The sequence below is a fragment of the Streptomyces sp. NPDC048516 genome (assembly GCF_043199875.1).
Classification (GTDB): Bacteria; Actinomycetota; Actinomycetes; order Streptomycetales; family Streptomycetaceae; genus Streptomyces.
The window spans coordinates 245707-266483 of record NZ_JBICWS010000007.1; the positions used below are offsets into that span (position 1 = coordinate 245707).

The window sequence follows — 20777 nt, forward strand, 5'->3', positions numbered from 1 at the left end:
CGACGTCGTGAGGAGGCGCCGATGCGCGCTCTCGTGGTCACCGCACCGGGCAAGGGGGGCAGCGCCGCTGCCACCGAGCTGCCCGACCCCCGCCCGGAGCCCGATGAGGTGGTCGTGCGCGTCACGTCCTGCGGGCTGTGCGGCACCGATATGCACCTCCTCGGCGGTGAGCTGCCCGCCGCGGTCTATCCGCTGGTGCCCGGGCACGAGCTGACCGGCGAGATCGTGGCGGTGGGCGCGGCGGTGACCGGCCGGGCGGTCGGGGACCGGGTCGCGGTCGACCCCAACATGCCGTGCGGCGCCTGCCACTACTGCCGGATCGGCCGCGGCAACCTCTGCGAGGACTACACCGCGATCGGCGTCACCCGGCCCGGCGGCTTCGCCGAGCTGGTCGCCGTGCCCGCACGCTGCTGCTACCTCCTGCCCGACGGTCTCTCGGAGGCCGCGGCGGGACTCGTCGAGCCGCTGTCCTGCGCGGTGCACGGCCTGAGCCGGCTGCCGCGCCGGCCCGGCGAGCACTATCTGATCTACGGCGCCGGCACCATGGGCCTGCTGATGGCCGCCCTCGTACGGACCGCTGGCGCCGCCTCGGTGTCCGTCGTGGACCTCAACGAGCAGCGGCTGGCGTTCGCCGAGTCCTTCGGCGTCGACGCGGCCGTGACGAGCGCCGACCGGCTCGGCCGGGCGCCCGGCTTCGAGGTCGTGGTCGATGCGACCGGCGCCGTCGCGGCCATCGAGGACGGGCTGGGCCGGGTGCGCCGCGGTGGTACCTTCCTGCAGTTCGGCGTCGCCGACCCGGCGCGCGCGGCCTCCTTCTCGCCGTACCGCGTCTACCACCACGAGATCGACATCATCGGTTCGATGGCGGTGCACCACAGCTTCCAGCCCGCCATCGATGTGCTCGCCGCCGGCCTCGGCGCCGTCCCCGTCGACTCGCTGGTCAGCGACGTCTACGGTCTGGACGGGTTCGACGAGGCGGTGGCCCGGTTCCGGGCGGGCACCGGCCGCAAGATCCACATCGCCCCGCAGAAGGGCTGACCGCCGTGCCCGCACGCATCAAGAACGCGCTGATCTGGGTCTTCGGGGCCCTCGGCGGCATCCTGTGGGGCTATGACACCGGAGTCATCTCCGGCGCCATGCTCTTCATCAAGAACGACATCGCCCTCAGCCCGCTCCTGGAGGGCCTGGTCGTCTCGGGCCTCCTGGTGGGCGCCATGCTCGGCGCGGGCCTGTCGGGGCGGCTGAGCGATTCCTGGGGGCGCCGCCGGCTGATCCTCGCGGCCTCCGGGGTCTTCATCCTCGGCACGCTGGGCGCCTCCTTCGCCTTCGGCCCCGCCTCGCTGATCGCGTTCCGGTTCGTGATCGGGATCGGCGTCGGCATCGCCTCCGTCGTCGTCCCGCTCTACCTCACCGAACTCGCCCCCAAGCAGCTGCGCGGCGGGCTGACGTCCCTGATGCAGCTGCTGGTCACGGTCGGGATCTTCGTCGCGTACGTCACCGACTACCTGCTGGCCGACGCCGAGGCCTGGCGCTGGATGATCGGCCTCGGCGTGATCCCGGCCGCGATCCTGGCGCTGGGCATCCTCACCCAGCCGGAGAGCCCGCGCTGGCTGGTGGGCAAGGGCCGCACCGGCGAGGCGCGTACGGTGCTGACCCGGCTGCGCGGCGACGCCGGCGCGGCGGGGGAGGAGCTGGCGGAGATCGAGCGGGCCGAGCGCACCGAGCGGGCGCAGAGCGAGCCGCTGACGCTGCGGCGGCTGCTGTCACCACGGCTGCGTCCGGTGTTCGTGGTGGGGATGCTGCTGGTCCTCTTCCAGAACTTCGTCGGCATCAACACGATCATCTACTACGCGCCGACCCTGCTCACCGACATCGGGTTCGGCTCCGGCGGCGCGATCCTCGCCAACGTCGGCATCGGCCTGCTCAACATGCTGATGACGCTTCCGGCGATGCGGCTCATCGACCGCAAGGGGCGCAAGCCGCTGCTGCTGTGGGGCGCGCTGGGCATGTGCGCGGCGATGGTGCTGCTGGCCGTCACCAATCTCTCCGGCCTCGGCTACGGCGCGCTGCTGTCCGTACTCACCCTCGGGGGGATCGCGCTCTACATCGCGTCCTTCGCGATCTCCTGGGGGCCGGTGCAGTGGGTAATGCTGCCCGAGCTGTTCCCGATGCGGATCCGGGCGTCCGCGGTCGGCCTGTGCGTGCTCTTCAACTGGCTGTTCAACATGATCGTGGCGCTGGTGTTCCCCTCGCTGCTGCACGCCTGGGGCGCCGGGGTCAACTTCCTGTTCTTCGCCGGGACGACCCTGCTGGCGTTCCTCTTCGTGCAGCGGCTGCTGCCGGAGACCAAGGGCCGCAGCCTGGAGGAGATCGAGCAGGACCTGCTGCGGGGGCGCCAGGCCCGGCCGGAAGCGGAGCGATCTGTGCCGGTATCGTCGGGAGCCGCCCCCCACTGATGCCCTGACCTCTGGAGCAGCCATGAGCCAGCCCCCCGCCCGACGGACCGTGCTGCGGGGGGCCGCGCTCGCCGGCGCCGCCGGCTTCGGCCTGGCGGCCTGCTCGCCGGGGGACTCGGGCGCGAACGCCCCGGCACAGCCCGCGGGGCCGGTCGATCTCGGGGCCGCCGCCGAGGTGCCGGTCGGTGGCGCCAAGCTCTACCGCGAGGACCGGCTCGTCGTCTCGCAGCCCGCCAAGGGCACCTACAAGTGCTTCAGCGCCAAGTGCACCCACGCCGGCTGCATCCTGGCCGAGGTCGAGAAGAAGGAGGGCAGCTGCCCCTGCCACGGCAGCCGCTTCGACGTCACCACCGGCAAGGTCATCCAGGGGCCGGCGTCCGAGCCGCTGCCCGAGGTCCCGGTCAAGGCCAAGGACGGCAAGCTGATCGCGGGCTGAGGCGCGGGCCGTTCCCCCGCAGCAGGCTGCCGGCCGCGGCGCTCACCTGGCTGCGGGCCGGGCCGTCCACGTGGTTGCCGGCCGCCCACCCGGCTGCCGGCCGCGCCGCCCACCGCCTCGGCATCGCCATACAGCCCAGGAGCAGGCCAACCGGTGCTGGACGGGCACCGCCTGCCCCAACGGCCAAGCCACCTCGGCAAAGCGCAGAACGCCGTCGACTGGGCGGGCGTCAACTCCGGTTCGTACGTGACCGGTTGGCGCCGCTACGACAGCCGGCGGGACGAGACCGGCGCCGGCCGGCCCGTCGGGATCCGGATCCAGTGGGCCTCCGGCAGTGGCCATACGCATGTGATCCACGGATATGACACGGATCGCCACAGGGCGTACCTGTGTGATCCACGGTCGGCCAACAAGCGCTACAACTGGGGCGATTTCGACTACTACGTGAACGGCAGCTCCTTCTCCTGGACACACACCCAGTGCCGGATAGGAGCCTGAGGCCATGACGAAGCGCACCGCCGTCCGCACCGCCCTTCGCGCCGTCGCCACCGGCACGTCCCTCATGGCCCTCCTCGGCCTCACCCCGCACCTCGCGTCGGCCGCGCCCTTCGCCGTGCCACGGACCCCGGCCCCGGCCCCGGCGAGCGTCGCCGCCGCCCATGCGGCGGCCACCGCCCCCGCCACCCTGGACGCCCTCGCCCGGTTCTTCGCGGCCGGACGCAAGCGCGGCGGCGGGCGCGCCGTGGCCCCCGGTAGCGCGCAGGCCGCACCGCACCTTGAGGGCGCCGCCGTCCCCGTCCACGTCCTGTCACCGGACTTCGTCCGTGGCCGGCCCGGAGCCCCGGTCGCCCGCCTGGAGTTCTTCGCCCACAAGGCCGTCGCGGGCGACGGCCGCACGGCTTCGGTGCGGACCGCACGGCGGGGCGCCGGCTGGAAGGTCGTCACCATCGCCACCGGCGACGACGAGAGGCGCTACACCGCGGCAGGGGCCGCGCGGGCGAAGGGCGGCACGGTCTTCCACGAGCCGCGGACCGACGCCTGGTACGTGCAGCACGGCGAGCGGATCGAGCCACTGGACGCGGACGCCCGCAGGGCCGTCGGCGCGCACGGGACCACAGTCGCCGCCTATCGGAAGAGGGTGGCGCGGGTTTACGGGGACAAGCTCCCCGGCTCCGCGTACGACCGGCGCGGCGGGGCCGGCGGCCACGGGCCGGTGGCCGCGGCCCCGGCCACCGGCCGCGAGCCCCGCGCACCCCGCCCCGTCACGGCGGGTGCGTTCGCGGGCGACAGTCTGCCGGTGACCGCCGCCACGAGCGTGGCGGGCGCCGCCGCCCTGCTCGCGCTGGGGCTGTCCGCCTCGGCGGCGCTGCGCAGGCGGCGCAGCGCCTGACCGGTCCGCCTGACCGTCACATGCCGTCGGTGCGGCGGGCAGGCCGCCTCCCGTCCGGCCGTTCCCCCGGCCCGACGCCCTGCGCCCGCGCCGCCGGGCCAGGATCGGGGACGGCCTGGGAACGGTGATTGTCGGTCCCGGTCAGTAGGGTGGTGTGCATGGCAGACCCCAGCAGCTATCGACCCAAGCCGGGACAGATCCCCGACTCGCCGGGGGTCTATAAGTTCCGCGACGAACACGGCCGGGTCATCTACGTCGGCAAGGCCAAGAGCCTGCGCCAGCGCCTGGCCAACTACTTCCAGGACCTGGCCGGCCTCCATCCGCGTACGCGCACGATGGTCACCACCGCGGCCTCCGTGGAGTGGACCGTCGTCTCGACCGAGGTCGAGGCGCTTCAGCTCGAGTACAGCTGGATCAAGGAGTTCGACCCGCGCTTCAACGTCAAGTACCGCGACGACAAGAGCTATCCGTACCTCGCGGTGACCCTCAACGAGGAGTTCCCGCGCGTCCAGGTCATGCGCGGCGCCAAGAAGAAGGGCGTGCGCTACTTCGGTCCGTACGGCCATGCCTGGGCCATCCGCGAGACCGTCGACCTGATGCTGCGGGTCTTCCCGGTGCGGACGTGCTCCGCCGGTGTCTTCAAGCGCTCCGCCCAGATCGGCCGCCCCTGTCTGCTCGGCTACATCGGCAAGTGCTCGGCACCCTGTGTCGGCCGGGTCTCCGCCGAGGAACACCGCGAACTCGCCGAGGAGTTCTGCGACTTCATGGCCGGCCGGACCGGCGCCTACCTCCGCCGCCTGGAGCGCGGGATGCAGGAGGCCGCCGAGGAGATGGAGTATGAACGCGCCGCCCGGCTGCGTGATGACATAGGGGCGCTCAAGCGGGCCATGGAGAAGAGCGCCGTGGTGCTCGCCGACGCCACCGACGCCGATCTGATCGCCCTCGCCGAGGACGAACTCGAAGCCGCCGTCCAGATCTTCCACGTCCGCGGCGGCCGGGTGCGCGGCCAGCGAGGCTGGGTGACGGACAAGGTCGAGGCCGTCACCACCAGCGGTCTCGTCGAGCACGCCCTCCAGCAGCTGTACGGCGAGGAGCGCGGCGACGCCGTCCCCAAGGAGGTCCTGGTCCCGGCGCTCCCCGAGCCCGTCGAGCCGATCGCGCAGTGGCTCTCCGAGCGCCGCGGTTCCCAGGTTTCGCTGCGCATCCCGCAGCGCGGCGACAAGAAGGACCTGATGGTCACGGTCGGCCGCAACGCCCAGCAGGCCCTGGCGCTGCACAAGACCAAGCGCGCCTCCGACCTCACCACCCGCTCCCGCGCCCTGGAGGAGATCGCCGAGGCCCTGGGCCTGGATGCGGTGCCGCTGCGCATCGAGTGCTTCGACATCTCCCACCTCCAGGGCGATGACGTGGTCGCCTCGATGGTGGTCTTCGAGGACGGTCTCGCCCGGAAGAGCGAGTACCGCCGCTTCCAGATCAAGACCTTCCAGGGCCAGGACGATGTCCGGTCCATGCACGAGGTCATCGGCCGCCGCTTCAAGCGCTATCTCCAGGAGAAGCAGAAGTCCGGTGAGTGGACGGAGGAGCCCTCCGTCGACGCCCGCGTGGACGACAACGGCATCACCGCCGGCACCGGAGCCACCCCCGGCACCGGGGCCACGGACCGCACCGGAGTCCCGGACGCCACCGGAGTCCCGGACGCCACCGGAGTCCCGGACGCCGCCGGAGTCACGGACGGCACCGGCGGTATCACCCCCGGCCCCGGCGTCACCCCCGGCATCACCCTCGGCACCAGCACCAGCACCAGCACCAGCACCAGCACCAGCACCGGCACCGGCTCCGGCACGGCGCACCCCGACGAGCTGGAGCCGGACCCCATGGCCGGCCGCCCGACCGACGAGGACGGCCGCCCCAAGCGCTTCGCCTACCCGCCCCAGCTGGTGGTCGTCGACGGCGGCGCCCCGCAGGTCGCGGCCGCGCGCCGGGCCCTGGACGAGCTCGGCATCGACGATGTCGCCGTGTGCGGCCTGGCCAAGCGCCTGGAAGAGGTCTGGCTGCCCGAGGACGACGACCCGGTCGTGCTGCCGCGCAGCAGCGAGGGCCTTTACCTCCTCCAGCGCGTCCGCGACGAGGCGCACCGCTTCGCGATCACCTATCAGCGCAGCAAGCGCGGCAAGCGGCTGAAGTCCTCGCCGCTCGACGCCGTCGCCGGCCTCGGCGACACCCGCCGCCAGGCGCTGCTCAAGCATTTCGGCTCGGTGAAGAAGCTGCGGGCCGCGACCGTCGACGAGATCTGCGAGGTCCCGGGCGTCGGCCGCAAGACCGCGGAGACGGTCGCCGCGGCGCTGGCGGGGGCGGCACCGTCCGCCCCTGCGGTGAACACCGCCACAGGAGAGATCATGGAAGATGACGGGGCCCCACCGGCCGCGTTGTCGGCAGAACGGGGGCAGGAACGATGAGTACACCGCACGAAGCGCAGGAATCCGAGAGAGACGGTGCACAGGTGAGCACGGGCACGACCGACCAGGGCGAGAGCGCCGCGATCCCCGAGTTGGTGATCATCTCCGGGATGTCCGGTGCCGGCCGCAGTACGGCCGCGAAGTGTCTGGAGGACCTCGGCTGGTTCGTCGTCGACAACATCCCGCCCGAGCTGATCGCTCCGATGGTCGAGCTGGGCGCCCGCTCGCAGGGGAATGTCGCCCGGATCGCGGTCGTCGTGGACGTCCGCGGCCGCCGCTTCTTCGCCAACCTCAAGGAGTCGCTGGCCACCCTCGACGCGCAGAACGTCAAGCGCCGCATCGTCTTCCTGGAGTCCTCCGACGAGGCCCTGGTGCGCCGCTTCGAATCGGTGCGCCGCCCGCACCCCCTCCAGGGTGACGGCCGGATCGTCGACGGCATCGTGGCCGAGCGGGATCTGCTGCGCGAGCTGCGCGGCGACGCGGACCTGGTCATCGACACCTCCAGCCTCAACGTCCACGAACTCCGCGCCAAGATGGACGCCCAGTTCGCCGGCGAAGAGGTCCCCGAGCTGCGCGCCACGGTCATGTCCTTCGGCTTCAAGTACGGCCTGCCGGTCGACGCCGACATGGTCATCGACTGCCGCTTCATCCCCAACCCGCACTGGGTCCCCGAGCTGCGCCCCTTCACCGGTCTCAACGACGAGGTCTCCAGCTACGTCTTCAGCCAGCCGGGCTCCAAGGAGTTCCTGGACGGCTATGCCGAGCTGCTGCGGATCGTGGCCGAGGGGTACCGCCGTGAGGGCAAGCGCTATGTGACCATCGCCGTGGGCTGCACGGGCGGCAAGCACCGCAGCGTCGCGATGTCCGAGAAGCTTGCCCGCCGGCTGGTTTCCGAAGGGGTGGAAACCGTCGTCGTCCACCGGGACATGGGGCGCGAGTGAGCGGGCGTGCGCCACGGCTGCGCAGGGTCCGGCGCTTCGTCCCCAGCGGCCGTATGACGAAGGGGGCCACCCCCAAGGTGGTGGCACTGGGCGGCGGCATGGGCCTGTCCGCCTCACTCACCGCGCTGCGCCGTATCACCGGTGACCTGACGGCTGTGGTCACGGTCGCCGACGACGGTGGCTCCAGCGGGCGCCTCCGTGACGAGCTGGGCGTCCTGCCGCCCGGCGACCTGCGCAAGGCGCTGGCCGCGCTGTGCGGCGACGACGACTGGGGCCAGACCTGGTCCCGGGTGATCCAGCACCGCTTCACCAGCGAGGGCGAGCTGCACGACCACGCGGTCGGCAATCTGCTGATCGTCGCCCTGTGGGAGCAGCTCGGCGACCATGTCCAGGCGCTCGACCTGGTCGGCAAGCTGCTCGGCGCGCACGGCCGGGTGCTGCCCATGTCGGCGGTGCCCCTGGAGCTCCAGGCCCAGGTCAAGGGCCACGACGAGGGCCGCCCGGACGCGATCACCACGGTCCGCGGCCAGGCCACCGTCGCGCTCACCCGCGGCGAGGTGCAGTCCGTCCACGTGGTCCCCGAGGACCCGCCGGCCGTCCCCGAGGCGGTCGCCGCCGTACGTGACGCCGATTGGGTGGTGCTCGGACCGGGCTCCTGGTTCTCCTCCGTGATCCCGCATCTGCTGGTGCCTGAGCTGCGCGAGGCACTGGAGGAGACCAAGGCCCGAAAGGTCCTTTCGCTCAACCTTGCGCCCCAACCGGGCGAAACCGATGGCTTCTCCCCGCAGCGTCATTTGGAGGTTTTGGCCCGACACGCCCCTAAACTCGCCTTCGACGTGGTGCTGGCCGACAAGGCCGCCGTGCCCGACATCGAAGGTCTGACGGTTGCCGCGAAGCAGCTGGTCGGCAGCGAGGTCGAGCTGGCGGCGGTCGCCGCACAAGGAGACGACGCCCGGTCGAGCGCCGGGGGAGCCCCCGACCGGCACGACCCGGAGCTGCTGGCAGCCGCGTACGACCGTATTTTTCGGATGCATGGAAGGATCGGCCCATGGCGATGACGGCAGCGGTGAAGGATGAAATCTCCCGGCTCCCCGTCACCCGGACCTGCTGCCGGAAGTCGGAGGTCTCGTCGATCCTGCGGTTCGCGGGCGGTCTGCACCTGGTCAGCGGGCGCATCGTGATCGAGGCGGAGCTGGATACGGGCATCGCCGCCCGGCGGCTGCGCAAGGACATCCTGGAGATCTTCGGGCACGGCTCCGACCTGGTGGTGATGGCCCCCGGCGGCCTGCGGCGCGGCAGCCGCTATGTCGTACGGGTCGTGGCCGGCGGCGATCAGCTGGCGCGCCAGACCGGTCTGGTCGACGGTCGCGGCCGCCCCATCCGCGGGCTGCCACCACAGGTGGTCTCCGGCGCGACCTGCGACGCCGAGGCGGCTTGGCGCGGCGCCTTCCTGGCCCACGGCTCGCTGACCGAACCCGGCCGCTCCTCGTCCCTGGAGGTCACCTGCCCCGGCCCCGAGGCGGCGCTCGCGCTGGTCGGCGCCGCCCGCCGGCTCGGCATCGGCGCCAAGGCCCGTGAGGTGCGCGGCGTGGACCGCGTCGTCGTCCGTGACGGTGACGCGATCGGCGCGCTGCTGACGCGGCTCGGCGCCCACGAGTCGGTGCTGGCGTGGGAGGAGCGGCGGATGCGCCGCGAGGTGCGGGCCACCGCCAACCGTCTCGCCAACTTCGACGACGCCAACCTCCGCCGTTCGGCGCGCGCCGCCGTCGCCGCGGGCGCCCGGGTCCAGCGGGCCCTGGAGATCCTGGGCGAGGAGGTCCCCGAGCACCTGGCGGCGGCCGGCCGCCTGCGCATGGAGCACAAGCAGGCCTCCCTGGAGGAGTTGGGTGCCCTCGCCGACCCGCCGCTGACCAAGGACGCCGTCGCCGGCCGGATCCGCCGGCTGCTGGCGATGGCCGACAAGCGCGCCCAGGACCTGGGCATCCCCGGCACCGAGTCCAACCTCACCGAGGAACTTGCCGAGGGCATGGTGGGCTGAAACGGAGCCCGGTCCTTCCTCGTATGCGCCCCCGGCGCCCGTATCGGGCGCCGGGGGCGCCGCTGTGTGCAGGGGCGCCGAGGGGGCGCGTAAAGGCGGACGTCAGAGGGGCTGAAGGGCGCTCACTTGAGCACCTTTCGGCGTCGATGTCAATGTCACGTACGTCTCTTGCAGGGGGTAGGGTCGGAGGCGGTCGGGGACATCCCATACAGCTCGCCGGTAACTGCGCCGGCGCACCAACGAGGAGATCGGTTCGTGACGATCCGCGTAGGCATTAACGGATTCGGCCGCATTGGTCGCAACTACTTCCGTGCGCTCCTGGAGCAGGGTGCGGACATCGAGATCGTCGGTGTCAACGACCTGACCGACAACGCCACCCTGGTCCACCTGCTGAAGTACGACACCATCCTGGGTCGTCTCAAGCAGCCCGTCAGCCACACCGACGACAGCATCACGGTCGGCAACCAGACCTTCAAGACCATGGCCGAGCGCGACCCGGCCAACCTCCCGTGGGCCGAGCTCGGCGCCGACATCGTCATCGAGTCGACCGGCATCTTCACCAAGAAGGCCGACGCCGAGAAGCACCTCGCGGCCGGCGCCAAGAAGGTCCTGATCTCCGCGCCCGCCAAGGACGAGGACATCACCATCGTGATGGGCGTCAACCAGGACAAGTACGACGCCGCCCAGCACCACGTCATCTCCAACGCCTCCTGCACCACCAACTGTGTGGCGCCGATGGCGAAGGTTCTCGACGAGAACTTCGGCATCGTCAAGGGCATGATGACCACGGTCCACGCCTACACCAACGACCAGCGCATCCTGGACTTCCCGCACAGCGACCTGCGCCGCGCCCGCGCCGCCGCGGAGAACATCATTCCGACCTCGACGGGTGCCGCCAAGGCCACCGCCCTGGTCCTCCCGCAGCTCAAGGGCAAGCTGGACGGCATCGCCATGCGCGTGCCCGTCCCCACCGGCTCGGTCACCGACCTGGTCCTGGAGCTCGACCGCGAGGTCACCAAGGACGAGATCAACACCGCCTTCCAGAAGGCCGCCGAGGGTCAGCTCAAGGGCGTCCTCGAGTACACCGAGGACCCGATCGTCTCCTCGGACATCGTGAACTTCCCGGCGTCCTGCACCTTCGATTCCCAGCTGACCATGTCGCAGGGCAAGCAGGTCAAGGTCGTCGGCTGGTACGACAACGAGTGGGGCTACTCCAACCGCCTGGTGGACCTGACCACCTTCGTCGGCGGCCAGCTCTGATCCCTGGTTGACACCCGGGACACCGAGATGTGGGGACGGGGCTCGTGTGACGCGATGAGGCGTCGCACGAGCCCCGTTCCGCGACCGACCGACCCATGTGATGGAGTCATTCCTCATGAAGACGATCGACGACCTCCAGGTAGCCGGTAAGCGGGTCTTTGTCCGCGCCGACCTGAACGTGCCGCTGGACGGCACCACCATCACCGACGACGGCCGGATCCGCGCCGTTGCCCCGACGATCGCCAAGCTCGTCGAGCGCGGCGCCAAGGTGATCGTCGCTTCCCACCTGGGCCGTCCCAAGGGCGCCCCGGACCCGGCGTTCTCGCTGGGTCCCGCCGCCGAGCGGCTGGGGGAAATCCTCGGGCAGGCCGTGGCGTTCGCGACCGACACGGTCGGTGAGTCCGCCGCGTCCGTGACGGCCGCGCTGGCCGACGGCCAGGTGGCCGTGCTGGAGAACCTTCGCTTCAACGCGGGCGAGACCAGCAAGGACGACGCCGAGCGCGCCGCCTTCGCCGACCGTCTCGCCGCCCTCGCGGACCTGTACGTGGGCGACGGCTTCGGTGCCGTGCACCGCAAGCACGCCTCCGTCTACGACCTGCCCCGGCGCCTTCCGCACGCCGCCGGCGATCTGATCGCCACCGAGGTGCGCGTCCTGAAGAAGCTCACCGAGGACGTCAAGCGCCCCTACGCCGTCGTGCTCGGCGGCGCCAAGGTCTCCGACAAGCTCGCCGTCATCGACCAGCTGATCGAGAAGGCCGACCGCATCCTGGTCGGTGGCGGGATGGCGTACACCTTCCTCAAGGCCAAGGGTCACGAGGTCGGCATCTCGCTGCTCCAGGAGGACCAGGTGCCGGCCTGCCTGGAGTACCTGGCGCGGGCCGAGAAGCGCGGTGTGGAGTTCGTCCTCCCCGTCGACGTCCTGGTGTCGTCCGAGTTCCCGGACCTGAAGACCAAGGCCCCGGCCCACCCCGAGACCGTCGCCGCGGACGCCATCCCGGCCGACAAGGAGGGCCTGGACATCGGCCCGAAGACCCGCGAGCTCTACGCCGCGAAGCTCGCCGACGCGGCCACCGTCTTCTGGAACGGCCCGATGGGCGTCTTCGAGCACCCCGACTACGCCGACGGCACCGCGGCCGTCGCGAAGGGCCTGCTGGACTCGGACGCCTTCACCGTCGTCGGCGGCGGTGACTCGGCCGCCGCCGTTCGCCAGCTGGGCTTCGACGAGAATGCATTCGGCCATATTTCGACCGGCGGCGGCGCCAGCCTCGAATACCTCGAAGGCAAGACGCTGCCCGGCCTCGCCGCTCTGGAGGACTGAACAACGTGACTGACCGCACCCCGCTGATGGCGGGCAACTGGAAGATGAACCTCAACCACCTCGAGGCCATCGCCCACGTCCAGAAGCTCGCCTTCGCCCTTGCCGACAAGGACTTCGACGCCGTAGAGGTCGCGGTCCTGCCGCCCTTCACCGACCTGCGTTCGGTGCAGACGCTGGTCGACGGCGACAAGCTCAAGATCAAGTACGGCGCCCAGGACATCTCCGCGCACGACTCCGGCGCCTACACCGGCGAGATCTCCGGCTCGATGCTGTCCAAGCTCAAGTGCGCGTACGTGGCCGTCGGCCACAGCGAGCGCCGCCAGTACCACGGCGAGAACGAAGAGATCTGCAACGCCAAGGTCAAGGCCGCCTTCAAGCACGGCATCACCCCGATCCTGTGTGTCGGTGAGGGCCTGGACGTGCGCAAGGCCGGCAACCAGGTCGCGCACACCCTCGCCCAGGTCGACGGCGGCCTCAAGGACGTCCCGGCCGAGCAGGCCGAGACCGTCGTGATCGCCTACGAGCCGGTGTGGGCCATCGGCACCGGCGAGGTCGCCACCCCCGAGGACGCGCAGGAGGTGTGCGGTGCCATCCGCGGCCGCCTCGCCGAGCTCTACAGCCAGGAGCTGGCCGACAAGGTCCGCATCCAGTACGGCGGCTCGGTCAAGTCCGGCAATGTCGCCGCGATCATGGCGCAGCCCGACGTCGACGGCGCGCTGATCGGCGGCGCGGCGCTGGACGCGGACGAGTTTGTGAAGATCGTCCGCTTCCGCGACCAGTAGCAGCTATGACGAGGGGGAGCCCTCGTCGTACCCTGTCGGGGCCGGGACCGGTGCAGCAGCGCCGTCCCCGGCCCCGCACCATTTGTTACCGATATCGTTGATCCTTACCTCCGTCCGTCAGTCCTAGAGAGTTGGTCCAGCCGTGGTCATCGGGTTCTCGATCGCCCTCATCGTCTTCAGCCTGCTGCTGATGATGCTGGTGCTCATGCACAAGGGGAAGGGCGGCGGCCTGTCCGACATGTTCGGTGGCGGCATGCAGTCCTCGGTCGGTGGCTCCTCGGTCGCCGAGCGCAACCTCGACCGCATCACCATCGTGATCGGTCTGCTCTGGTTCGCCTGCATCGTCGTGCTCGGCATCCTGATGAAGCTCGGCAACTGACAAGGCGTCGGAGGCGCGGCCTATCATGAGGGAGGCGTCCTCGGACGGGTAACTCCAGCCACTGGACGCGCGTTGGGCCTTACGTAGACTGGGGCGTTCCGCAGCCCAGCTGCTGCGAGAGGCTGTGCAGCACCATGACGCAGGGAGTTACAACCGTGGCAAGTGGCAACGCGATCCGAGGAAGTCGGGTCGGGGCGGGGCCGATGGGGGAGGCCGAGCGCGGCGAGTCCGCGCCGCGCACCCGCATCTCCTTCTGGTGCTCCAACGGGCACGAGACGCAGCCCAGCTTCGCCGGCGACGCGCAGGTTCCTGACACCTGGGACTGCCCGCGCTGTGGTTTCCCGGCAGGCAAGGACCGGGAAAGCCCGCCGGACCCGCCGCGCACCGAGCCCTACAAGACCCACCTCGCCTACGTCCGGGAGCGCCGCAGCGACGCCGACGGCGAGGCGATCCTCGCGGAGGCGCTCGCCAAGCTCCGCGGCGAAATCTGACGGACCAGCTCATCTCGGTCGGCCCGGCCGGAGGGGACGCACCCCCTCCGGCCGGGCCGGCCGCGTTGGCAGGCCGTCGCGAGCCGGTCCTGTGCCGCGTCCGTGCCGCGCCCGTTCCACGTCTGCGCCGCGCCCGTTCCACGTCTGCGCCGCGCGCTCGTTCCACGACCGGCCGGACCGGCCCAACCGGCCGGACCGGGCTCATCTGAGGCAGCGGATGGGGAAGTTGCCCGAGGGCCGCTGTCAGTGGTCGCCCGTACCGTTTTCCGTATGCGCACGAGACGGAAGACGGGGGCGGGATGGCACACAGGAAGGCAGGTGCGGATGCTGCCACGGGGAGGGGCACGGCGCGGAGCGCGGAGCGGGACCGTGCGGCGGGAGCCGGCGCGTTCGTCCGGGGCGGTGGCTTAGGCCGGCTGTGTGGCGCCGCCGCGGTCTCCCGCTTCGGTGACGCACTGCGCGGCATGGCGCTGCCGTTGCTCGCCTACGCCCTGACCGACTCCCCGCTGTTGATCTCGCTCGTCACCGCCTGCGGCTTCGTTCCCTGGCTGCTTTTCGGGCTGCTGGGTGGTGCGGTGGCGGACCGGGTGGACCAGCGGCGGGCGATGTGGGCGGTCGATGTGCTGCGCGGGCTGCTGATGGCCGGCTTCGCCCTGGCCGTGGCGCTCGACCGGGTGGGCATCGGGCTGCTGCTCGCCCTCTCCTTTGCGCTCACCACCCTCCAGACGCTCTTCGACAACGCCGCCACGGCCCTGCTGCCCGCGGTGGTGCCCCAGGAGGAGCTGGGCCGTGCCAACGCGCGCCTGATGACCTGCCAGGAGGTGGCCGGACGGTTCATCGGCGGGCCGCTCGCTCCGGTGCTCCTCGCGCTCGGCGCCGCACTCCCGTTCCTGGCCGACGCGGCCACCTACTTCCTTGCGGCCGCCCTGGTCGCCTCGCTGCGCACCGGCCCGCCGGCCGCCCGTCCGGCCGTCGCGGGACGCACCCTGCGGCACGACATCGCCGACGGCATACGGCAGTTGTGGCGCGACCGGGTGCTGCGTGCCTTCTGCCTGTCGGTGGCGCTGGCCAACATCGGCCTCGGCGCGCTGGTCGCGACCCTGGTGGTGGTCGTCAAGAGCTGGCTGGGCGCCGGGGATTTCGGCTATGCGGCCGTGACGACCGGGTACGGCATCGGGATGGTGCTGGGCGGCCTCCTCGCACGGCGGGCGATCGCCGCGGCCGGGGGCGGCGGCCCTGCCCTGCTGATCGCCGGGGCGCTCCAGACCGTGGTGCTGGCGGGCCTCGGGACGCTGCGCTCTCCGGCGGCCGCGGCCGTCTTCCTGGGCCTGTTCGGCTTCGCCTCCATGGTGGTCAACGTGCTGGAGACCACCGTCGTACAACAGCGCAGCCCGGCCGGGATGCTCGGCAGGGTCAGCGCCGCGTTCCGCACGGTCTCCGTCGCCGGGACACCGCTCGGCGCGCTGCTCGGGGGCGTGGCCGCCGGGGTGTACGGTCCCCGCAGTCCGGCGCTGCTGGCCGCCGCGTTGCTGGCCCTGGGCACCGTCGCGCTGATACCTGTTCTTCAGGCCCCCGACAGCACCTGGTCCGGTGGTGGACAGCTGCCTTCCCCCTCTCTCGGCTTCGCTCGAGTGGGAGGTGCCCCCACCGCGCGCTGATCAATTAGGTTGGGAGACGGCGGGGCCGGTACGAGATGAAGAAGGCTGATGTCCGAGATGAACGCAGAAGGCCGCAGCAGGCTCGATCAGTTGCCTGAGTGGACCGCGCTGAGCAAGCACCGGGAGCAGCTGGCGCAGGTACATCTGCGCGAGCTGTTCGAGCGGGATCCGGGGCGCGCCGAGCGCTACACCCTCCAGGTCGGCGATCTGCACCTGGACTACTCCAAGCATCTGGTCACCGACGAGACGCTGGGGCTGCTGCGCGACCTGGCCGCGGCGCGGGGGGTGGCCCAGCTGCGGGACGCGATGTTCCGCGGGGAGAAGATCAACATCACCGAGCGGCGCTCCGTCCTGCACGTCGCGCTGCGCGCCCCCGCCTCCGAGGCCATCAAGAGCGACGGCGAGAACGTCGTCCCCGGGGTGCACCACGTCCTGACGAGGATGGGAACCTTCGCCGACCGGATCCGCTCCGGCGACTGGAAGGGCCACACCGGCAAGCGCATCAAGACCGTCGTCAACATCGGTATCGGCGGCTCGGACCTGGGCCCGGCGATGGCGTACGAGGCGCTGCGCGCCTTCACCCACCGGGACATGCAGTTCCGCTTCGTCTCCAATGTGGACGGTGCCGATCTGCACGAGGCGGTCCGCGATCTGGACCCGGCCGAGACGCTGTTCATCGTCGCCTCGAAGACCTTCACCACCATCGAGACCATCACCAACGCCACCTCGGCCCGCGACTGGCTGCTGACCGGTCTCGGTGCCGGGACGGAGGCCGTCGCCAAGCACTTCGTGGCGGTGTCGACCAACGCCGGGAAGGTCGCGGAGTTCGGCATCGACACGGACAACATGTTCGAGTTCTGGGACTGGGTCGGCGGCCGCTACTCCTACGATTCCGCCATCGGCCTGTCGCTCATGGTCGCGATCGGTCCGGAGCACTTCCGCGAGATGCTGGCCGGCTTCCACCTCGTCGACGAGCACTTCCGCAGCGCCCCGCCGGAGGAGAACGCCCCGCTGCTGATGGGCCTGCTCGGTATCTGGTACGGCAACTTCTGGGACGCCCAGTCGCATGCCGTGCTGCCCTACAGCCACTACCTCTCCAAGTTCACCGCCTACCTGCAGCAGCTGGACATGGAGTCCAACGGCAAGTCCGTGGACCGCGAGGGCCATCGGGTCGGCTGGCAGACCGGCCCCGTCGTCTGGGGCACTCCCGGCACGAACGGCCAGCACGCCTACTACCAGCTGCTCCATCAGGGCACGAAGATGATCCCGGCCGACTTCATCGGCTTCGCCCGGCCGGTCGACGATCTGCAGCCGGGCCTGGTCGCCCAGCACGACCTGCTGATGGCCAACCTGTTCGCCCAGGGCCAGGCGCTGGCCTTCGGCAAGACGCCCGAGGAGGTGCGTGCCGAGGGCGTGGCCGAGGAGCTGGTGCCGCACAAGACCTTCCCGGGCAACCGGCCCACCACCACCGTCCTGGCCGGTGAGCTCAGCCCCTCCGTGCTGGGCCAGTTGATCGCGCTCTACGAGCACAAGGTGTTCGTCCAGGGCGCGGTCTGGAACATCGACTCCTTCGACCAGTGGGGCGTGGAGCTGGGCAAGGTCCTGGCCAAGCGCGTCGAACCGGCCCTGACGGAAGGCGCCGAGGTGCCGGGCCTCGACGCCTCCACGGCCGGCCTGGTCGCCAAGTACCGGGAGCTGCGCGGGCGTTGATCGCCGCGGTCGCCGGGATCGCCGGGATCACCGGCGGCGCGGCCCGGTGACCACGGCGACGCCGAAGGCCCCGCACCCCCTCTTCAGGGTGCGGGGCCTTCACATCGGCTCCTGCTGCGTCGTTCAGGCCGACGCCGGCGGGTAGAGGCCGCGCGGCAGTTGAGCCGCCGCCGCCCCGTCCAGCAGCCACAGGGTCCGGCTGCGGCCCCGTGCGCCGGCCGCCGGAGCCTGGACCTCCCCGGCGCCGGAGAGCGCGATGGCCGCGGCGTTGGCCTTGTCCTCACCGGCCGCCAGCAGCCAGACCTCCCGTGCCGCGCGGATCGCGGGCAGGGTCAGCGAGGTGCGGGTGGGCGGCGGCTTGGGGGCGCCGTGCACCCCCACCACCGTCCGCTCCTGCTCGTGGACGGCGGGCAGCTCGGGGAAGAGCGAGGCCACATGGGTGTCCGGGCCGACGCCCAGCAGCAGGACGTCGAAGGAGGGCACCGGCCCGTGGTCCTCGGGGCCCGCGGCGGCGGCCAGTTCGGCCGCGTACGCCTCGGCGGCGGCGTCGGCATCCTTGCCGTACGGGCCGTCCGACGGGGGCATGGGATGCACCCGGGCCGGGTCCAGCGGGACGCTGTCCAGCAGCACCTGCCGGGCCTGGGTGTAGTTGCGCTCCGGATCGCCGTCCGGCAGGAACCGCTCGTCGCCCCACCACAGGTCGAGCCGGGACCAGTCCACGGCGTCGCGGGCGGGCGCCTCGGCGAGGGCCGCGAGCAGCCCGTTGCCGTTGCGCCCGCCGGTCAGGACCACGGAGGCGAAGCCGCGGGCGGCCTGGGCATCCACGATCTTCGTGATCAGCCGGGCCGCCGCGGCCTTGGCCATCAGCTCCTTGTCGCGGTGGACGACGACCTGTGGAGCGCTCACTTGGCGGCTGCCTTCTTGGCTGCCTTCTTCGCCGCGGGCTTGGCCGGTGCGTCCTTGCCGGCCTCCGGCTCCCCGCCGGCCGGCTGCCCGTCCGTGCCGTCACCGATCCGGTCCACGCCGTACTTCAGGGCGCCGGCGTAGATCTCGTCCGGGTCGAGCCGGCGCAGCTCCTCGGCCAGCAGCTCGGCGGTGTCCCGCCGCTTGAGCGCCACCGCGCGGTCGGGCTGGCCGTGCATCGAGAGCGTGGCCAGCGAACCGTCCGGGCGGTCCAGCACGATCGCACCGGTGCTGGACTCCATCCGTGCGGCCGTCAGCCCCGGGCCGCCGGACACCTTGCGGGTGACCGGGACCTGCAGCCGGTCGGCCAGCCACATGGCAAGCAGCTCGCAGCTGGGGTTGAACTCCTCGCCGGTGACCTCGGCCGAGGTCACCGTGCACGGGGCCTGGTCGAGCGCCGCGGCCAGCATCGAGCGCCAGGGCGTGATGCGGGCCCAGGCCAGGTCGGTGTCACCCGGGGTGTAGGTGTCCGCGCGCGCCGCCAGCTCCTCGATGGGCTGCTCGGCGGCGTAGGCATCGGTCACCCGGCGCTGGGCCAGCGCGCCGAGCGGGTCCTTGGCCGGGTCCAGCGGGGCGTTCACCGCCCACCAGACCACGACCGGTGCGTCCGGCAGCAGCAGCGGGAGCACCACCGACTGGGCGTGGTCGATCACATCGCCGTAGAGCCGGAGTATGACCGTCTCGCCGGTGCCGGCGTCCGTGCCGAGCCGCACCTCGGCGTCGAGGCGGGCCTTGGCGCGGTCGCGCGGCGACCGGCTGACGCGCTTGATGACGACGAGGGTGCGCGAGGGGTGCTCACGCGAGGCGTCGTTGGCCGCCTTCAGCGCGTCGTAGGCGTTCTCCTCGTCGGTGACGATGACGAGGGTGAGCACCATGCCTATGGCCGGGGTGCCGATCGCGCGGCGTCCCTCGACCAGCGCCTTGTTGATCTTGCTGGACGTGGTTTCCGTCAAATCGATCTTCATGGCCGACGCCAGCTCCGTCCGTCTCGTGCGAGCATTTCGTCCGCCTCGGCGGGGCCCCAGCTGCCCGCCGGGTACTGCGCGGGCCTGCCGTGCTTCTCCCAGTACTCCTCGATCGGGTCGAGGATCCGCCAGGACTGCTCCACCTCCTCCACGCGCGGGAAGAGGTTGGCGTCGCCGAGCAGCACATCGAGGATCAGCCGCTCGTACGCCTCGGGGCTGGACTCCGTGAAGGACTCGCCGTAGGCGAAGTCCATCGACACGTCCCGTACCTCCATCGAGGTGCCCGGGACCTTGGAGCCGAACCTGACGGTCACGCCCTCGTCCGGCTGCACCCGGATGACCAGGGCGTTCTGCCCCAGTTCCTCGGTGGCGGTGCGGTCGAAGGGGGAGTGCGGGGCACGCTGGAAGACCACCGCGATCTCGGTGACGCGCCGGCCGAGACGCTTGCCGGTGCGCAGGTAGAAGGGGACGCCCGCCCAGCGGCGGTTGTCGATCGACAGCTTGATCGCGGCATAGGTGTCGGTCTTCGACTTGGGGTCGATACCGTCTTCCTGGAGGTAGCCGACGGCCTTCTCGCCGCCCTGCCAGCCCTCCGCGTACTGCGCGCGGACCGTCTCCTTGCCGAGGTCCTTGGGCAGCCGGACCGCGCCCAGCACCTTGGTCTTCTCCGCGACCAGCGCATCCGCCTCGAAGGAGGCGGGCTCCTCCATGGTGGTCAGCGCGAGCAGCTGGAGAAGGTGGTTCTGGATGACGTCACGGGCGGCGCCGATGCCGTCGTAGTAGCCGGCCCGGCCGCCGATGCCGATGTCCTCGGCCATCGTGATCTGGACGTGGTCGACATAGCTGCGGTTCCACAGCGGCTCGAACATCGTGTTGGCGAACCGCAGCGCCAGGATGTTCTGGACCGTCTCCTTGCCCAGGTAGTGGTCGATCCGGAAGACCTCGTGGGGCGGGAAGACCTCGTGGACGATCCGGTTGAGCTCCTGGGCGCTCTTGAGGTTGTGCCCGAAGGGCTTCTCGATGACCGCGCGCCGCCAGGAGTCCTCCTTCTGGTCGGCCAGCCCGTGCTTCTTCAGCTGCTGGACGACCTGGGGGAAGAACTTCGGCGGCACGGACAGGTAGAAGGCGAAGTTGCCGCCGGTGCCCTGGGCCTTGTCGAGCTCGTTTATCGTCTCCTTCAGCGTCTCGAAGGCCTCGTCGTCGTCGAAGTTGCCCTGGACGAAGCGGCAGCCCTGGACCAGCTGCTGCCAGACCTCCTCGCGGAACGGCGTACGCGAGTGCTCCTTGACCGCCGCGTACACCTCCTGCGCGAAGTCCTCGTGTTCCCACTCCCGGCGGGCGAACCCGACGAGCGAGAAACCCGGCGGCAGCAGACCGCGGTTGGCCAGGTCGTAGACGGCGGGCATCAGCTTTTTACGGGACAAATCGCCCGTGACGCCAAAGATCACCAGGCCCGACGGCCCCGCGATACGCGGGAGCCGTCGGTCCAGGGCGTCACGAAGCGGGTTGGCTCCGTGTGCATCAGACAAGGGAG

19 protein-coding genes are annotated in these 20777 nt (G+C 71.2%); 16 read left to right on the forward strand and 3 right to left on the reverse strand.

The genetic code is table 11. The annotated features are described in order from the left end of the window. The first annotated feature begins 21 nt into the window (after nucleotides 1-21). The 16 genes from ACGFR7_RS16815 to pgi all read left to right on the forward strand — a co-directional run bounded on the left by ACGFR7_RS16815 (nucleotide 22) and on the right by pgi (nucleotide 17315). A complete protein-coding gene (locus ACGFR7_RS16815) occupies nucleotides 22-1038 on the forward strand; it encodes a zinc-dependent alcohol dehydrogenase family protein (RefSeq protein WP_393319116.1) in 1017 nt (338 codons plus the stop codon). Nucleotides 1039-1043: 5 nt separating this feature from the next. Beyond that, nucleotides 1044-2456, forward strand: a complete 1413-nt coding sequence (locus tag ACGFR7_RS16820) for a sugar porter family MFS transporter (protein WP_393319119.1) — start codon at nucleotides 1044-1046, stop codon at nucleotides 2454-2456. 22 nt (nucleotides 2457-2478) lie between these two features. Beyond that, nucleotides 2479-2892, forward strand: a complete 414-nt coding sequence (locus ACGFR7_RS16825) for a Rieske (2Fe-2S) protein (RefSeq protein ID WP_393319121.1) — start codon at nucleotides 2479-2481, stop codon at nucleotides 2890-2892. Nucleotides 2893-3045: 153 nt separating this feature from the next. Beyond that, complete coding sequence (locus tag ACGFR7_RS16830) at nucleotides 3046-3390, forward strand: papain-like cysteine protease family protein (protein ID WP_393319123.1); 345 nt, start codon at nucleotides 3046-3048, stop codon at nucleotides 3388-3390. Between the two features lie 4 nt (nucleotides 3391-3394). Continuing rightward, nucleotides 3395-4282 carry a hypothetical protein gene (locus tag ACGFR7_RS16835; protein WP_393319126.1) on the forward strand — a complete coding sequence of 296 codons (888 nt, stop codon included), beginning with the start codon at nucleotides 3395-3397 and terminating at the stop codon, nucleotides 4280-4282. A 158-nt stretch (nucleotides 4283-4440) separates the two neighbouring features. Beyond that, a complete protein-coding gene (gene uvrC / locus ACGFR7_RS16840) occupies nucleotides 4441-6738 on the forward strand; it encodes an excinuclease ABC subunit UvrC (RefSeq protein WP_393319128.1) in 2298 nt (765 codons plus the stop codon). Continuing rightward, nucleotides 6735-7679 (forward strand): RNase adapter RapZ, encoded by a 945-nt coding sequence (rapZ, locus tag ACGFR7_RS16845; protein WP_393319131.1) that lies wholly within the window; start codon nucleotides 6735-6737, stop codon nucleotides 7677-7679. Before uvrC ends, rapZ begins: the two co-directional genes overlap by 4 nt. Next, on the forward strand, nucleotides 7676-8737 hold the full coding sequence (gene yvcK / locus ACGFR7_RS16850) for a uridine diphosphate-N-acetylglucosamine-binding protein YvcK (protein WP_393319133.1): 1062 nt from the start codon (nucleotides 7676-7678) through the stop codon (nucleotides 8735-8737). Before rapZ ends, yvcK begins: the two co-directional genes overlap by 4 nt. Then, nucleotides 8728-9717 (forward strand): DNA-binding protein WhiA, encoded by a 990-nt coding sequence (whiA, locus tag ACGFR7_RS16855; RefSeq protein ID WP_355778756.1) that lies wholly within the window; start codon nucleotides 8728-8730, stop codon nucleotides 9715-9717. Before yvcK ends, whiA begins: the two co-directional genes overlap by 10 nt. Nucleotides 9718-9972: 255 nt before the next feature. Continuing rightward, entirely contained in the window at nucleotides 9973-10977 is a 1005-nt protein-coding gene (gene gap, locus ACGFR7_RS16860) for a type I glyceraldehyde-3-phosphate dehydrogenase (protein ID WP_129296974.1), read from the forward strand. A gap of 115 nt (nucleotides 10978-11092) precedes the next feature. Continuing rightward, the gene (locus ACGFR7_RS16865) at nucleotides 11093-12295 is read left to right on the forward strand and encodes a phosphoglycerate kinase (protein ID WP_393319136.1); all 1203 of its coding nucleotides are present in this window, start codon (nucleotides 11093-11095) and stop codon (nucleotides 12293-12295) included. Nucleotides 12296-12300: 5 nt separating this feature from the next. Further along, nucleotides 12301-13077 carry a triose-phosphate isomerase gene (tpiA, locus tag ACGFR7_RS16870; protein ID WP_393319139.1) on the forward strand — a complete coding sequence of 259 codons (777 nt, stop codon included), beginning with the start codon at nucleotides 12301-12303 and terminating at the stop codon, nucleotides 13075-13077. Nucleotides 13078-13219: 142 nt separating this feature from the next. Then, the gene (secG, locus tag ACGFR7_RS16875; protein WP_006606295.1) at nucleotides 13220-13456 is read left to right on the forward strand and encodes a preprotein translocase subunit SecG; all 237 of its coding nucleotides are present in this window, start codon (nucleotides 13220-13222) and stop codon (nucleotides 13454-13456) included. A 155-nt stretch (nucleotides 13457-13611) separates the two neighbouring features. After that, the gene (locus tag ACGFR7_RS16880; RefSeq protein WP_078518748.1) at nucleotides 13612-13947 is read left to right on the forward strand and encodes an RNA polymerase-binding protein RbpA; all 336 of its coding nucleotides are present in this window, start codon (nucleotides 13612-13614) and stop codon (nucleotides 13945-13947) included. Between the two features lie 299 nt (nucleotides 13948-14246). Continuing rightward, complete coding sequence (locus ACGFR7_RS16885; protein ID WP_393319143.1) at nucleotides 14247-15605, forward strand: MFS transporter; 1359 nt, start codon at nucleotides 14247-14249, stop codon at nucleotides 15603-15605. A 57-nt stretch (nucleotides 15606-15662) separates the two neighbouring features. After that, the gene (gene pgi, locus ACGFR7_RS16890; RefSeq protein ID WP_393319420.1) at nucleotides 15663-17315 is read left to right on the forward strand and encodes a glucose-6-phosphate isomerase; all 1653 of its coding nucleotides are present in this window, start codon (nucleotides 15663-15665) and stop codon (nucleotides 17313-17315) included. Between the two features lie 123 nt (nucleotides 17316-17438). Here the strand turns inward: pgi and pgl are convergent, their stop codons facing one another. Genes pgl through zwf form a run of 3 tightly spaced genes read right to left on the reverse strand, consistent with a single transcriptional unit; the run spans nucleotide 17439 to nucleotide 20772 of the window. Then, entirely contained in the window at nucleotides 17439-18221 is a 783-nt protein-coding gene (gene pgl / locus ACGFR7_RS16895) for a 6-phosphogluconolactonase (RefSeq protein ID WP_393319146.1), read from the reverse strand. Further along, nucleotides 18218-19243 (reverse strand): glucose-6-phosphate dehydrogenase assembly protein OpcA, encoded by a 1026-nt coding sequence (gene opcA, locus ACGFR7_RS16900; protein ID WP_393319148.1) that lies wholly within the window; start codon nucleotides 19241-19243, stop codon nucleotides 18218-18220. The genes pgl and opcA overlap by 4 nt, the downstream gene beginning before the upstream one ends. After that, nucleotides 19240-20772, reverse strand: coding sequence for a glucose-6-phosphate dehydrogenase (zwf, locus tag ACGFR7_RS16905; RefSeq protein WP_393319151.1), 1533 nt, complete (start codon nucleotides 20770-20772; stop codon nucleotides 19240-19242). The genes opcA and zwf overlap by 4 nt, the downstream gene beginning before the upstream one ends. Nucleotides 20773-20777 lie beyond the last annotated feature (5 nt).

What these genes read in the sequence shown, in the direction of transcription:
- opcA (WP_393319148.1), bottom strand. Translation starts at nt 19,243, where the DNA reads ATGAAGATCGATTTGACGGAAACCACGTCCAGCAAGATCAACAAGGCG.
- ACGFR7_RS16865 (WP_393319136.1), top strand. Translation starts at nt 11,093, where the DNA reads ATGAAGACGATCGACGACCTCCAGGTAGCCGGTAAGCGGGTCTTTGTC.
- ACGFR7_RS16825 (WP_393319121.1), top strand. Translation starts at nt 2,479, where the DNA reads ATGAGCCAGCCCCCCGCCCGACGGACCGTGCTGCGGGGGGCCGCGCTC.
- ACGFR7_RS16835 (WP_393319126.1), top strand. Translation starts at nt 3,395, where the DNA reads ATGACGAAGCGCACCGCCGTCCGCACCGCCCTTCGCGCCGTCGCCACC.
- ACGFR7_RS16885 (WP_393319143.1), top strand. Translation starts at nt 14,247, where the DNA reads ATGGCACACAGGAAGGCAGGTGCGGATGCTGCCACGGGGAGGGGCACG.
- ACGFR7_RS16815 (WP_393319116.1), top strand. Translation starts at nt 22, where the DNA reads ATGCGCGCTCTCGTGGTCACCGCACCGGGCAAGGGGGGCAGCGCCGCT.
- uvrC (WP_393319128.1), top strand. Translation starts at nt 4,441, where the DNA reads ATGGCAGACCCCAGCAGCTATCGACCCAAGCCGGGACAGATCCCCGAC.
- whiA (WP_355778756.1), top strand. Translation starts at nt 8,728, where the DNA reads ATGGCGATGACGGCAGCGGTGAAGGATGAAATCTCCCGGCTCCCCGTC.
- pgi (WP_393319420.1), top strand. Translation starts at nt 15,663, where the DNA reads ATGAACGCAGAAGGCCGCAGCAGGCTCGATCAGTTGCCTGAGTGGACC.
- rapZ (WP_393319131.1), top strand. Translation starts at nt 6,735, where the DNA reads ATGAGTACACCGCACGAAGCGCAGGAATCCGAGAGAGACGGTGCACAG.